Raw genomic sequence first — 13987 nt, 5'->3', positions numbered from 1 at the left:
GCTCAGGCCCGCTTGCGGGCTTCCTCGTCCACGAGGTCTTTCTTCGAGAGCTTGCCCACGGCGGTCTTGGGCAGCTCCGGCCGGATCTCCAGCGCGCCGATCATCTCGTGCTTGCCCAGGCGGTCCTTCAGGAAGGCCTTGAGCGCATCGAGCGTCAGTTCGCTCGCGCCTTCCTTCAGCTTCACGAAGGCCTTGGGCGACTGGCCGCGGTACTCGTCTGGTATGCCGATCACGCAGACCTCGGCCACCGAAGGGTGCTCGTACACCGCCTCTTCCAGCACGCGCGGATAGACGTTGTAGCCGCCGCACAGCAGCATGTCCTTGGTGCGGTCGACGATGTAGAAGTAGCCGTCGGCGTCCATCTTCGCGACGTCGCCGCTGCGGAAGTAGCCGTCGGCCGTCATCGACTCGGCGGTTGCCTTCGGGTTGTTCCAGTAGCCCTTCATCACGTTCGGGCCCTTGATGCACAGCTCGCCCGGCTCGCCGAACGCGGTGACGTCCTTCGCCGGATCGTCCAGGCTCACGAGCTTGATGCGCACCTGCGGCAGCGGCATGCCGCACGAGCCCGCCTTGCGCACGCCGCGCGCGGGCGTGAAGGTGCCCACGGGCGAGGTCTCGGTCATGCCCCAGCCTTCGTTGAGGTGGCAGCCGGTGAGTTCGAAGAAGCGCTGCTCCACCTCCACTGGCAGCGGCGCGCCGCCCGATCCGCAGAACTTGAGCGAGCGCAGGTCCATCTCCTTGGCCTTGGGGTGCGAGAGGATCGCGGTGTACATCGTTGGCACGCCGGGGAACACGCTGATCTTGCTGGCCGCGAGCTCGTTCATCACCGCGTCGACATCGAAGCGCGTGTGCAGCACCAGCGCTGCACCCAGGCGCACGCCGAGCAGCATCGCGGCGCTGAGCGCGAAGATGTGAAAGAGCGGCAGCACGACCAGGAAGCGTTCTGCCCCTTCGGCCAGGATGGGCGGATCGCCCTTGGTCGATTCGTAGTACTGCGCCGAGGCCGACGTGAGGTTGGCGTGCGTGAGCATCGCGCCCTTGGGCAGGCCGGTGGTGCCGCCGGTGTACTGCAGCACCACGATTTCTTCGGCAAGGTCGCCAAGCGGGTGGGTTTTGTGCCTGCCTTCGCTTTTCAGCAGCTCGGTGAAGCGCACATGCCGCTCGTCGGTGGGCACGGGGGCGATCTGGCCGGCGCCCTGCAACTGGGCCTGCACCTTGTCGCCCATGGCGCCGTAGTCGCCGAGGCTGCCGACCACCAGCTTTTGCAGGCGCGAGTTGTCGAGCAGGCGCGCCATCTGCGGGTACAGGTTGACGAGGTCGAGCGTGATGAGGATGTCGGTGCGGCTGTCCTCGATCTTGTGGGCCAGCACGCGCTCGGCGTCGAGTGGCGAGTAGTTCACCACCGTGCCGCCGGCCTTGAGCACAGCGAAGAAGGCGATCGGGTAGTGAGGCGTGTTGGGCAGGTAGAGGCCGACGTGCACGCCAGGCTTCACGCCCAGGTCCTGCAGGCCCTTGGCGGCATGGTCGACTGCGGCGCCGAGCTGGCGGTAGGTGATGGCCTGGCCCATGAACTCGACGGCGGAGTTGTCGGGCCAGCGCTCGACAGCCTCGTCGAGCATCTGCTGCACCGGCTTCACGGGCAGTTCAGCGTCCCAGCGCATGCCCGGCGGGTAGGCGCGTGTCCAGGGGGTGTTGTCGCCGGAAAGGGCGGCTGGGGAGGGGGTGGCCATGCGTCTTGTCTCCGCTGTGCTGTTGTTGCAAATCGCGTGGCGGGTCTGCGCCGCCTTCTTCAGCGGCACTGTAGCGCCGGGCCTTTGCGCTGTGGACCTGGGCCTGACAAGCCGGCGACAGGGGTTTTCCCGATTTCCCACACGCCGGAAGCCCCTACCGCCGGGCTGGGACAATGGCGGGCTTATGGCAAAGCAACGGATCGTGGTGGGACTGAGCGGCGGAGTGGACTCCGCGGTCACGGCGCACCTGCTCAAGCAGCAGGGGCACGAGGTGGTCGGCATCTTCATGAAGAACTGGGAAGACGACAGCGAATACTGCTCGTCGAACATCGACTTCGTGGATGCCGCCAGCGTGGCCGACGTGCTGGGCATCGAGATCGAGCACGTCAACTTCGCGGCCGACTACAAGGACCGCGTGTTCGCCGAGTTCCTGCGCGAATACAAGGCCGGCCGCACGCCGAACCCCGACGTGCTGTGCAACGCCGAAATCAAGTTCAAGGCTTTTCTCGACCACGCCATGCGATTGGGCGCAGAGAAGATCGCCACCGGGCACTACGCGCGCGTGCGCCTGAACGAGGCCACCGGCAAGCACGAACTGCTGAAGGGGCTCGACCCGTCGAAGGACCAGAGCTACTTCCTGCACCGCCTGAATCAGGCACAGCTGTCGAAGACGCTGTTCCCGGTTGGCGAGCTGCACAAGACCGAGGTGCGCCGCATCGCGGAGGAAATCGGCCTGCCCAACGCGAAGAAGAAGGACTCGACCGGCATCTGCTTCATCGGCGAGCGGCCGTTCCGCGATTTCCTCAACCGCTACATCTCCAAGGAGCCGGGCCCGATCAAGGACGACCGCGGCCGCAAGCTGGGCGAGCACCAGGGGCTGAGCTTCTACACGCTGGGGCAGCGGCAAGGGCTGGGCATTGGCGGCGTGAAGGAGAAGGGCGCGCAGCGCGGCTCGGGCGACCACTTGCCGTGGTTCGTGGCGCGCAAGGACGTCGAGAAGAACACGCTCTGGGTGGTGCAGGGGCACGACCATCCGTGGCTGCTGTCGTCGGTGCTGAAGGCGGACGATGCGAGCTGGGTTTCTGGCGAGGCGCCGGTGCCGGGCGGTTATGGCTCGAAGGCGCGCTACCGGCAGGCCGATGCGGCCTGCGAGATGGATGCGGGGGACGAAGGCGCGAATGTTGCCGCGTTCGGCTTGCGTTTCGGCGAGCCGCAATGGGCCGTGACGCCGGGGCAATCGGCCGTGCTCTATGACGGCGAACGCTGCCTTGGCGGCGGCGTCATCGTCTGATTGATTGTTCAGGGCGCTGATCGCACCGATTCGTCGACGTGGATCAGGTCCAGCGGGTGGCGCTTGCCGGCCAGGTGGTCTTCGATGCACTGCAGCAGCAGCGGGCTGCGATGCCGCGCCACGCTGGCGCGGATTTCGTCCGCTGTCATCCAGATGGTGCGCACGATGCCATCGTCGAGCGGTCGGCCTTCTTCGAACGCGCCCAGGGTGCCCATGAAGGCGAAGCGCATGTAGGTGGTGTCTTCGCCGCGCTCGGCCAGTGGCCGGGAACGCGCCATATAGACGCCGATGAGCGCTGTTGGCGTGAAATGATGGGCGGTTTCTTCGAGAGTCTCGCGTGCGCATCCCTCGGCCGGGGATTCGCCGGGATCAAGGTGCCCGGCGGGCGTGTTGAGCCGCAGGCCGTCGCTGGTCTGCTCCTCGACCAGCAGGAAGCGCCCATCGCGCTCGATTACCGCGGCCACGGTGACGTTGGGTTTCCAGCGCTGGCTTGCCATGGGATTTGCCGTGTTTTGGGCGCTTATTTCAGCACGTAGCCACTGAAGCGCCAGACGCGGTCGCTGTCGAGGTGAAAGCTCACGAGTTCGCGCAGCGTGCCGTCGGGCTTGTTCGCGAAGCGGGTCTCGTATTCGACGCTGACGTACTGTCCGGCCGTCTCGCTGTCGGGGTCGGCCACGACCTGGCGATTGACCGCCACCCAGGTGCGCATTTGCGGTGCACCAATTGGGGCGCGGCTCCTGGCGACCTGGCCGGTGAAGTCGGCGCGCGTCACGCGCTTGCGGGTGGCCGGGGTGGCGCCGTCCCACAGTTCGCCGGCCTTGCCCTGGTCGATCATCTGAATCGCCAGCATGCCGCCGCGCACCATGTCGCTGGCTTCGACCTCCTGCGCAGCGGCCGGGCTGAGCCAGCTCCAGAACAACGTGGTGGCGAGCAGCAACCGGATCATCGGATTCATTCGTCTCATTCCTTGTGGCGCAAGCACATGACGGCGGGGTGCCGTTGGAGACTGTAGCGTGCCGGAGATTCCCGGCTCAGCGCGCACCGATGCCGGACAAGGCATCGGCTTCGATTGTTTCCAGCCGATAGCCCAGGCCGTAGATGGCCAGCAGCAGGAAGCCGTTTGCGGGGCGCAGGTCGAGCTTGGTTCGCAGGCGCGAGACATGGGTGTCGAGCGAGCGCGACAGCGCCTCGATGCCAAGGCCCCAGACGGCCTCGTGCAGGTGCTCCCGCGAAAGCAGTCGCCCGACGTTCTGGAACAGGAACAGCGCGAGCTCGTACTCCCGGTTCTTCAGCTCTACCTGCACGCCGCGAACTTTCAGAACGCGCGAGGGCGGATAGAAGTGGTAAGGGCCGAAGACCAGTTCCATCTCGTGCTGGGCCGGGTAGGACCGGCGCAGCAGCGCGTTCACACGCGCTTCGAGTTCGCCGGCACGGGTGGGCTTGACCATGAAGTCGTCCGCGCCCGCGTTGAGGCCTTCGACCATGTCCGCCTCGTCACGCTTGTCGGTCACGAAAAGAATGGGAAGCCGGCTGTTGAGTTCGTGACGGATGGACCTCACCACGTCTGGGCCCTCCATGTCGGACAGGTTCCAGTCGAGTATCAGCAGGTCGAAGGTCTGCCGGCGCATTGCCTGCAACAGCGCTTTTCCTTCCGTGTAGGGATGGCACTCGTGTTCGAGTGCCGCCATGGTTCGATTGATTCGCTTGAATTGATCTACACCGTCATTGAGTACCGCGATTCGCATTCCATCCCCTTCTTCCTCCCCTTCGTCAGTCTCTGCGAACTGGCGATTGGGCTGAAGTGTATCTATCTGCGACTAACGTAAAGTTTTTGAATTGCAACTAATGCACGCAAATCGTGGTTTTCAGTTCACTTGTTAACGAAGTTAACGGCAGTTGAATACAAATCGAGATCTTGAATGGAGGGCGTTATTGGTGGCCATCGGCAATTTCTCGCTGGACAAACCGCCTGGAGTTCGGCCGGCGCGAGGTCGAACACGTGCTGCGGTCTGCGCGAGGCGGCTATCGAATACCCGAATCTGCTATCAATTGAATAGCAATGCCGGCAGCATTCATCGGCACTTTGGGGTCAAAACCACAGAGCGTTTTGGCGACGGCGGGCGGCTGTAATCTTGCTGTAAGCTCTGCCCGCATTCCCTGTGCCCCCTTGCTCTGAGGAGATCTCTATGCTGATAGGCGTGCCCGCCGAGACACTGGCTGGCGAAACCCGCGTGGCTGTTACACCTGAGACGGTGAAAAAACTGGTCGCTTCAGGGCACTCCATACGGGTGCAGTCGGGGGCCGGCGTTGCAGCCAGCGTCACCGATGCCGCGTACCAGGCCGCAGGCGCCGAGATCACCGACCAGGCCGGGGCCTTCTCCGCCGACATGGTGCTCAAGGTGCGCACGCCCACCGATGCCGAGGCCGCGCTGCTGAAGTCCGGTGCCGTCGTCATCGGCATGCTCAACCCCTTCGACGCAGCCGGCCTTCAGCGCCTGGCGGCTGCCGGCGTCGTCGGCTTCGCGCTCGAAGCCGCGCCGCGCACCACCCGCGCCCAGAGCATGGACGTGCTCTCGTCGCAGGCCAACATCGCCGGCTACAAGGCCGTGATGATCGCGGCCGACAAGTACCAGCGCTTCTTTCCGATGCTCATGACGGCGGCCGGCACGGTGAAGGCCGCGCGCGTCGTCATCCTCGGCGTGGGCGTGGCGGGCCTGCAGGCCATTGCCACGGCCAAGCGCCTGGGTGCCGTCATCGAGGCGTCCGACGTGCGCCCCAGCGTCAAGGAGCAGATCGAATCGCTCGGCGGCAAGTTCATCGAAGTGTCCTACGACACCGATGAAGAAAAAGAAGCCGCGGTCGGCGTCGGCGGCTATGCCAAGCCGATGCCTGCGAGCTGGCTCGCGCGCCAGCAGGTCGAAGTCGCCAAGCGCGTGGCGCTGGCCGACATCGTCATCAGCACCGCCCTCATTCCGGGCCGTGCCGCGCCGACCCTCATCACCGAGGACATGGTCAAGTCGATGAAGCCGGGTTCCGTCATCGTCGACATCGCCGCAGGCAAGGGCGCGGGCGGCGTGGGCGGCAACTGCCCGCTGTCGGAAGCAGACAGGACGGTGGTGAAGCACGGCGTGACCATCGTCGGTGAAACCAACCTCGCGGCGCTCGTGGCGGCCGATGCCTCGGCGCTCTACGCGCGCAACGTGCTCGACTTTCTCAAGCTCATCGTCACCAAGGAGGGCGCGCTGAAGATCGACCTCGAGGACGACATCGTCGCCGCCTGCCGCGTCACGCAAGACGGCCAGGTCACGAAGAAATAACGCCCGCCGAGGAGAAGAACATGGACATCGTTTCGCACACAGTCATCAACCTGATCATCTTCGTGCTGGCCATCTACGTCGGCTACCACGTCGTGTGGACCGTCACGCCCGCGCTGCACACGCCGCTGATGGCCGTGACCAACGCCATCTCGGCCATCGTGATCGTGGGCGCCATGCTGGCGGCCGCGCTCACCGACACGCCGCTGGGCAAGACCATGGGCGTGCTGGCCGTGGCGCTGGCCGCGGTGAACGTCTTCGGCGGCTTCCTCGTCACGCGGCGAATGCTGGAGATGTTCAAGAAGAAAGAAAAGAAGGCCGTCGCACCGAAGGCTGAAGAGGGAGCCGCCAAGTGAGCATGAACCTCGTCACGCTGCTGTACCTCGTTGCCAGCATCTGCTTCATCCAGGCCCTGAAGGGCCTGAGCCATCCCACCACCTCGATCCGCGGCAACATCTTCGGCATGACCGGCATGGCCATCGCCGTGCTGACCACCGGCGCGCTGATCTACAAGCTCGCCAGCGGCAACCTCAACGGGCTGAGCTATGTGCTGGTCGCGCTGGTGCTCGGCGGTGGCCTCGGCGCCTACATGGCCAACAAGGTCGAGATGACCAAGATGCCCGAGCTGGTCGCCTTCATGCACAGCATGATCGGCCTGGCTGCGGTGTTCATCGCGGTGGCCGCAGTGGCCGAGCCGCATGCCTTCGGCATCGCGATCAAGGGCGACCCGATCCCGAGCGGCAACCGGCTCGAACTGTTCCTGGGCGCGGCCATCGGCGCCGTCACCTTCAGCGGCTCGGTCATCGCCTTCGGCAAGCTCTCGGGCAAGTACAAGTTCCGCCTTTTCCAGGGCGCGCCGGTGCAGTTCGCGGGCCAGCACATGCTGAACCTCGTGCTGGGCCTGGCCACCGTCGGCCTGGGCCTGGTGTTCGTCTTCACCGAAAGCTGGCCGGCCTTCTTCGCGATGCTGGCGCTGGCCTTCGTGATGGGCGTGCTCATCATCATCCCGATCGGCGGCGCCGACATGCCGGTGGTGGTGTCGATGCTCAACAGCTACTCGGGCTGGGCGGCCGCGGGCATCGGCTTCAGCCTGAACAACGCGATGCTGATCGTGGCCGGTTCGCTTGTGGGCTCTTCGGGTGCGATCCTGAGCTACATCATGTGCAAGGCCATGAACCGCTCGTTCTTCAACGTGATCCTGGGCGGCTTCGGCGGCGAGGCGGCCACGGCCGGCGGCGCGGCCAAGGAACAGCGCCCAGTGAAGACCGGCAGCGCCGACGACGCGGCCTTCGTGCTCGGCAATGCCGAGACCGTGGTGATCGTGCCGGGCTACGGCCTTGCAGTCGCACGCGCGCAGCACGCGGTGAAGGAACTCGCGGCCAAGCTCACCGAGAAGGGCATCACCGTGAAGTACGCGATCCACCCGGTGGCGGGCCGCATGCCCGGCCACATGAACGTGCTGCTGGCCGAGGCCGAGGTGCCGTACGACCAGGTGTTCGAGATGGAAGACATCAACGGCGAGTTCGGCCAGGCCGACGTGGCGATCATCCTGGGCGCCAACGACGTGGTGAACCCTGCCGCGCACACCAAGGGCAGCCCGATCTACGGCATGCCGATCCTGGAGGCCTACAAGGCCAAGACCGTCATCGTGAACAAGCGCTCCATGGCCGCCGGTTATGCCGGTCTGGACAACGAGCTCTTCTACATGGACAAGACCATGATGGTCTTTGGCGATGCCAAAAAAGTAGTGGAAGATATGGGCAAGGCCATCGAATAGGCCGAAGGTCCCTGCCCGCACGGCGGGCGAGTTCTTCGCGGCGCCACTTCGAGCGCCGTTTTCGTTTTCAACAAGTCCGACTTCCTGGAGGAGACAAATCCAATGACCGATCGTCCCTGGCTCAGCAGCTACCCGCAGGGTGTGCCCGCCGATATCGATGCCTCGCAGTACCCCTCGCTGGTCGCGCTCATGGAAGAGAGCTTCACGAAGTACGCCGATCGCACGGCCTACAGCTTCATGGGCAAGGACATCAGCTACGCGGAAACCGACAAGCAGAGCAAGGCCTTCGCGGGCTACCTGCAGGGCCTGGGCCTCGCCAAGGGCGACCGCGTGGCGGTCATGATGCCCAACTGCCCGCAGTACCCGATCTCGGTCGCGGGCATCCTGCGCGCCGGGCTGATCCTGGTCAACGTGAACCCGCTGTATACGCCGCGTGAACTCGAGCACCAGCTCAAGGACTCGGGCGCCAAGGCGATCATCATCATGGAGAACTTCGGCACCACGCTGCAGCAATGCATCGGGGCCACGCCGGTCAAGCACATCGTGCTCGCTTCGATGGGCGACCGCCTCGGCTTCCTGAAGGGCGCGCTCGTCAACTACGTGGTGCGCAACGTCAAGAAGATGGTGCCCCAGTTCAACCTGCCGGGCGCGGTGCGCTTCAACGACGCGCTCGACAAGGGCGCGAGCGCATCGCTCAAGCCCGTGGCCATCGGCCCCGACGACGTGGCGGTGCTGCAGTACACGGGCGGCACCACCGGCGTGTCGAAGGGCGCGGTGCTGCTGCATCGCAACGTGATCGCCAACGTGCTGCAGTCCGAAGCCTGGAACGAGCCGGTCATGAACAAGGTGCCGGCCAACGAACAGCCCACCAGCGTGTGCGCGTTGCCGCTGTATCACATCTTCGCGTTCACGGTCGGCATGATGCTGAACATGCGCACGGGCGGCAAGCTGATCCTGATTCCGAATCCACGCGACATTCCCGGCGTGCTGAAGGAACTGTCGAAGCACACCATCCACAGCTTCCCTGCCGTCAACACGCTGTTCAACGGACTGGCGAACCACCCCGACTTCAACACCGTCAACTGGAAGAACCTCAAGGTCTCGGTCGGCGGCGGCATGGCGGTGCAGGCTGCGGTCGCGAAGCTCTGGCTCGAGAAAACCGGCTGCCCGATCTGCGAAGGCTACGGCCTGTCGGAGACATCGCCGTCAACCACCTGCAACCCGACCAACAGCACCGCCTACACCGGCACCATCGGCCTGCCGCTGCCGAGCACCTTGCTCAAGCTGCTCGACGATGACGGCAACGAAGTGCCGACCGGCGAGCGCGGCGAAATCGCCATCAAGGGCCCGCAGGTGATGGCCGGCTACTGGCAGCGCCCCGACGAAACTGCCAAGGTCATGACGCCCGACGGCTACTTCAAGAGCGGAGACATCGGCGTGGTCGACGAGCGCGGCTACTTCAAGGTGGTCGACCGCAAGAAGGACATGATCCTGGTGTCGGGCTTCAACGTGTACCCGAACGAGATCGAAGACGTGGTCGCACTGATTCCGGGCGTGCTCGAATGCGCTGCGGTCGGCGTGTCCGACGACAAGACCGGCGAGGCCGTGAAGCTCGTGATCGTGAAGAAAGACCCTTCGCTCACCGAGGCACAGGTGCGCGAATACTGCAGAGCAAACCTTACGGGTTACAAGCAGCCGCGAATCGTAGAGTTTCGTAGCGACATGCCGAAGACGCCGGTCGGCAAGATCCTTCGCCGCGAGCTGCGCGACGCCAAGAAGTAAGCGCTGAAGTAAGGGTTCGGCCCGGGTGGGGCCGCGGCATCGATCTTGCATATTCGCGGGTCGATGTTTCGATTCCTACTGACCCGTGTGAGCCTGCTGGTGCCGACTTTCATCGGCATGACACTGCTCGCCTTCTTCCTCATCCGGCTCGTGCCGGGCGATCCCATTGAAACGATGGCCGGCGAGCGCGGGATCGACCCCGCGCGCCATGCCGAGCTGCGCACCGCCTACGGCTTCGACAAGCCGGTGATCGTGCAGTACGGCATCTACATCGGCCGCGTGCTGCACGGCGACCTCGGCAAGTCGCTCATCACGCAGGACACGGTGATGAGCGAGTTCCTCGCGCTCTTCCCGGCCACTGTCGAGCTTGCGGTCTGCGCCATTCTTTTCGCGCTGCTGCTGGGGTTGCCGGCCGGCATTCTTGCGGCGGTGCGGCGCAATTCCATCTTCGACCACGGCGTGATGGCCACGTCGCTCACCGGCTATTCGATGCCGATCTTCTGGTGGGGACTGCTGCTCATCCTGTTCTTCTCGGTACAGCTCGGATGGACGCCCGTGTCGGGGCGCATCGCGGTGCAGTACTACATCGAGCCCGACACCGGCTTCCTGCTGATCGACTCGCTGCGTGCCGGCGACGTCGATGCCTTCTGGTCGGCGCTGCATCACCTCATCTTGCCGGCCATCGTGCTCGGCACGGTGCCGCTTGCAGTCATTGCGCGCATGACGCGCTCGGCCATGCTCGAAGTGCTGGGCGAGGACTACATCCGCACCGCGCGCGCCAAGGGCCTGTCGCGCTTTCGCGTGGTGGGGCTGCATGCGCTGCGCAATGCGCTGATTCCGGTCGTCACCGTCATCGGGCTGCAGGTGGGTGTGCTGTTCACGGGGGCGATCCTCACCGAGACCATCTTCTCCTGGCCCGGCGTTGGCAAGTGGCTCATCGAGGCCATCGGCCGGCGCGATTACCCGGTGTTGCAGGGCGGCATGCTGCTGCTTGGCGGCATCGTGATGCTGGTCAACCTGCTCGTCGACGTGGCTTACGGCGTCATCAACCCCCGCATCCGGCGCTGAGCTCATGGCCTCGACACAAACCATTTCCACCGGTGCGAAAAGCACCGCCCCTCCCGGTCCGTGGCGCGAGTTCTGGACGGCGTTCTCGGCCAACCGCGGCGCGGTCATCGGGCTCGTCACCATCGTCGTGCTGCTGCTCGTTGCGCTGTTCGCGCCGTGGATTGCACCGCACGCACCGAACGAGACCAACAGCGCCGTCTTCCTGCAGCCGCCGGCGTGGCAGCAGGGCGGCTCCATCAGCTACCTGCTGGGAACAGACGCGATCGGGCGCGACATTCTTTCGCGGCTGATGTACGGCGCGCGGCTGTCGCTGTCGATCGGCGTCGCGGTGGTGGCGCTGTCGGTGGTCGTGGGCGTGGTGCTCGGGCTGATCGCGGGCTTTTTCCGCGGCGTGCTCGAGATCGCGATCATGCGGCTGATGGACATCGTGCTCACGCTGCCGAGCCTGCTGCTGGCCATCGTGATCGTCGCGATCCTCGGGCCGGGGCTGGTCAACGCGATGCTCGCGGTGGCCATCGTCGTGCTGCCGCACTATGTGCGCATCACGCGCGCCGCCGTCATCGCCGAGGTCTCGCGCGACTACGTGACCGCCGCGCGCGTGAGCGGCGCCGGCACGCTGCGGCTGATGTTCCGCGAGGTGCTGCCCAACTGCGCCGCGCCGCTGATCGTGCAGGCCTCGCTCGGCATCTCGACCGCGATCCTTGATGCGGCAGCGCTCGGCTTCCTCGGGCTCGGCGCGCAGCCGCCTTCGCCCGAGTGGGGAACCATGCTGGCCGATGCGCGCGAGTTCGTGCTGCGCGCGTGGTGGGTCGTCACCTTCCCGGGCATGGCGATCCTCGCGGCGGTGCTGGCTTTCAATCTTCTGGGCGACGGTCTGCGCGACGCGCTCGACCCCAAGCTCAAGCGCTGAAGCAAAGGAAAGAAAAGATGCCTTTGCTTGAAATAAAGGATTTGCACGTCGAGTTCCCCACCCAGGGCGGCGTGCTGCATGCGGTCGACGGCGTGAGCCTCACGCTCGAAGAGGGCGAGGTGCTCGGCATCGTCGGCGAATCGGGCTCGGGCAAGAGCGTCACGATGATGGCGCTGATGGGCCTTGTCGGCTTTCCGGGCCGCGTGCGCGCGGACCACATGCGCTTTGCGGGCAAGGAGCTGCTCGGCATCTCAGACAAGGCGCGCCGCGCGCTGGTAGGCAAGGAGGTCGCGATGATCTTCCAGGAGCCGACCACCAGCCTCAACCCCTGCTTCACCATCGGCTTCCAGCTGATGGAGACGCTGCGACTGCACCTGAAGCTCGACAAGCGCGAAGCGAAGAAGCGCGCGACCGAACTGCTCGAGCAGGTGGGCATACCGGCCGCGTCGTCGCGCCTGGGCAGCTATCCGCACCAGCTTTCGGGCGGCATGAACCAGCGTGTGATGATTGCCATGGCCATCGCCTGCAACCCGCGCCTGCTGATCGCTGATGAGCCGACCACCGCACTCGACGTGACCATCCAGGCGCAGATCCTCGACCTTCTGCGCGACCTGCAGAAGGAGCGCGGCATGGCGCTTGTGCTCATCACGCACAACATGGGCGTGGTCAGCGAAATGGCGCAGCGCATTGCCGTGATGTACGCGGGGCAGGTGATGGAGCACCAGCGCGTCGACCGGCTCTTCGCGTCGCCGCAGCATCCGTACACCGAGGCGTTGCTCGCGGCGCTGCCCGAACGCGCCGCGCCCGAGGGCCGGCTCGCCACCATCAGCGGCGTGGTGCCGGGCGTGCACGACCGGCCCGCGGGCTGCCTGTTCGCGCCGCGTTGCAGCTACGTCACCGAGCGTGCCTGCCAGGTGCGGCCCGCGCTGCGCGAGTGGCAGAGCGCCGAGGTGCGCTGCCACTTTCCGCTCGGCGAACCGGGGCGCAAGGCGGCCATCGAGAGCGATCCGCCGAAGCAGCAAGCGGCCGAGGTGCTGTCATGAGCGAAGCATCGACCAGCGCATCGAATGAAGTGGTTGTCGAGGCGAACAACCTCCAGCGCACCTACGACATCCGCCGCGGGCTGTTCCGCGCGCCGTCGCATCTGCGCGCGGTGGGCGACATCTCGTTTCGCATCGAGCGCGGGCGTACGCTGGCCGTGGTCGGCGAATCGGGCTGCGGCAAGTCGACCCTGGCGCGCATGGTCGCGCTGATCGAAAAGCCCACGGCAGGCCAGCTCACGCTGGTCGGCGCCGACGCGGTGAACCCGCCGCCAGAGCGCAAGCGCGAGCTGCGCCAGGCTGTGCAGCTGGTGTTCCAGAACCCGTACGGCTCGCTCAATCCGCGCAAGAAGATCTCGACGGTGCTCGAAGACCCGCTGGCCATCAACACCACCATGGGCAAGTCGGAGCGCGCTGCCAAGGCCCGCGACATGCTCGCGCGCGTGGGCCTGCGGCCCGAGTACGCCAACCGCTATCCGCACATGTTCTCGGGCGGCCAGCGCCAGCGCATCGCGATTGCACGCGCGCTGATGCTGAGCCCGCGCCTGCTGGTGGCCGACGAGCCGGTGTCGGCGCTCGACGTGTCGATCCAGGCGCAGGTGCTGAACCTGCTGGCCGACCTGCAGGCCGAACTGGGCTTGGCGTATCTCTTCATCTCGCACGACCTCGGCGTGGTGCGGCACATCGCGCACGACGTGCTCGTGATGTACCTCGGCCACGCGGTGGAGCAGGGCCCCAAGTCGCGCATCTTCGCGCGGCCGCTGCATCCGTACACGCAGGCGCTGCTGGCCTCGACGCCGGGCCTCAGCAGCCAGCGCATCGTGCTCAAGGGCGAGCTGCCGTCGCCGCTGAATCCGCCTTCGGGCTGCGTGTTCAGCACGCGCTGCCCGCACGTGGCGCCGCGCTGCCACGAAGAACGGCCGCTGTTGCGCATGCTCGACGAGCGGCTGGTGGCTTGCCACTTCTCCGAGAAGTTTCTCGACGGCGCGCCGCTAGTGCGCGCCGATGTCCCCTCCGCCGCCATCGCGATGGCGACGAACCCTTAACGTTCGCTTTTTCAACCGTGTCTCAAGGA

Annotated in this window: 13 protein-coding genes; 9 read left to right on the top strand and 4 right to left on the bottom strand. The window is 65.6% G+C overall.

Features of this window, described 5'->3' with window-relative positions:
- Positions 1-2: 2 nt before the first annotated feature.
- Positions 3-1730, bottom strand: coding sequence for a long-chain-fatty-acid--CoA ligase (locus ACSFCA_RS30360; protein WP_435462083.1), 1728 nt, complete (start codon positions 1728-1730; stop codon positions 3-5).
- A 184-nt stretch (positions 1731-1914) separates the two neighbouring features.
- Between ACSFCA_RS30360 and mnmA the strand changes: the two genes are divergently transcribed.
- The gene (gene mnmA, locus ACSFCA_RS30355) at positions 1915-3021 is read left to right on the top strand and encodes a tRNA 2-thiouridine(34) synthase MnmA (RefSeq protein ID WP_435462082.1); all 1107 of its coding nucleotides are present in this window, start codon (positions 1915-1917) and stop codon (positions 3019-3021) included.
- Between the two features lie 8 nt (positions 3022-3029).
- Here the strand turns inward: mnmA and ACSFCA_RS30350 are convergent, their stop codons facing one another.
- The 3 genes from ACSFCA_RS30350 to ACSFCA_RS30340 all read right to left on the bottom strand — a co-directional run bounded on the left by ACSFCA_RS30350 (position 3030) and on the right by ACSFCA_RS30340 (position 4766).
- Entirely contained in the window at positions 3030-3518 is a 489-nt protein-coding gene (locus ACSFCA_RS30350; RefSeq protein WP_435462081.1) for an NUDIX hydrolase, read from the bottom strand.
- 23 nt (positions 3519-3541) lie between these two features.
- Positions 3542-3976 (bottom strand): DUF4019 domain-containing protein, encoded by a 435-nt coding sequence (locus tag ACSFCA_RS30345; protein WP_435462080.1) that lies wholly within the window; start codon positions 3974-3976, stop codon positions 3542-3544.
- A 76-nt stretch (positions 3977-4052) separates the two neighbouring features.
- Positions 4053-4766, bottom strand: coding sequence for a response regulator transcription factor (locus tag ACSFCA_RS30340; protein ID WP_258351624.1), 714 nt, complete (start codon positions 4764-4766; stop codon positions 4053-4055).
- 441 nt (positions 4767-5207) lie between these two features.
- Between ACSFCA_RS30340 and ACSFCA_RS30335 the strand changes: the two genes are divergently transcribed.
- From ACSFCA_RS30335 to ACSFCA_RS30300, 8 genes are all read left to right on the top strand, one after another.
- Positions 5208-6338: a Re/Si-specific NAD(P)(+) transhydrogenase subunit alpha gene (locus ACSFCA_RS30335; RefSeq protein WP_435462079.1), complete on the top strand. Its 1131-nt coding sequence runs from the start codon at positions 5208-5210 to the stop codon at positions 6336-6338.
- Positions 6339-6358: 20 nt separating this feature from the next.
- Positions 6359-6691, top strand: coding sequence for an NAD(P) transhydrogenase subunit alpha part 2 (locus ACSFCA_RS30330; protein WP_093053957.1), 333 nt, complete (start codon positions 6359-6361; stop codon positions 6689-6691).
- Positions 6688-8112 (top strand): NAD(P)(+) transhydrogenase (Re/Si-specific) subunit beta, encoded by a 1425-nt coding sequence (locus tag ACSFCA_RS30325; RefSeq protein ID WP_258351622.1) that lies wholly within the window; start codon positions 6688-6690, stop codon positions 8110-8112. Before ACSFCA_RS30330 ends, ACSFCA_RS30325 begins: the two co-directional genes overlap by 4 nt.
- 102 nt (positions 8113-8214) lie before the next feature.
- Positions 8215-9894, top strand: coding sequence for a long-chain-fatty-acid--CoA ligase (locus tag ACSFCA_RS30320; RefSeq protein WP_258351621.1), 1680 nt, complete (start codon positions 8215-8217; stop codon positions 9892-9894).
- A gap of 63 nt (positions 9895-9957) precedes the next feature.
- Positions 9958-10962, top strand: coding sequence for an ABC transporter permease subunit (locus tag ACSFCA_RS30315; RefSeq protein WP_093053963.1), 1005 nt, complete (start codon positions 9958-9960; stop codon positions 10960-10962).
- 4 nt (positions 10963-10966) lie between these two features.
- The gene (locus ACSFCA_RS30310) at positions 10967-11872 is read left to right on the top strand and encodes an ABC transporter permease subunit (RefSeq protein WP_435462078.1); all 906 of its coding nucleotides are present in this window, start codon (positions 10967-10969) and stop codon (positions 11870-11872) included.
- A gap of 17 nt (positions 11873-11889) precedes the next feature.
- Positions 11890-12915 carry an ABC transporter ATP-binding protein gene (locus tag ACSFCA_RS30305; protein ID WP_258351618.1) on the top strand — a complete coding sequence of 342 codons (1026 nt, stop codon included), beginning with the start codon at positions 11890-11892 and terminating at the stop codon, positions 12913-12915.
- Positions 12912-13958 (top strand): dipeptide ABC transporter ATP-binding protein, encoded by a 1047-nt coding sequence (locus tag ACSFCA_RS30300; protein ID WP_258351617.1) that lies wholly within the window; start codon positions 12912-12914, stop codon positions 13956-13958. Before ACSFCA_RS30305 ends, ACSFCA_RS30300 begins: the two co-directional genes overlap by 4 nt.
- The last annotated feature ends 29 nt before the right edge of the window (positions 13959-13987 follow it).

The organism is Variovorax multivorans (assembly GCF_051216835.1).
GTDB lineage: Bacteria > Pseudomonadota > Gammaproteobacteria > Burkholderiales > Burkholderiaceae_C > Variovorax.
This window is presented reverse-complemented; position numbering and strand designations above follow the sequence as displayed.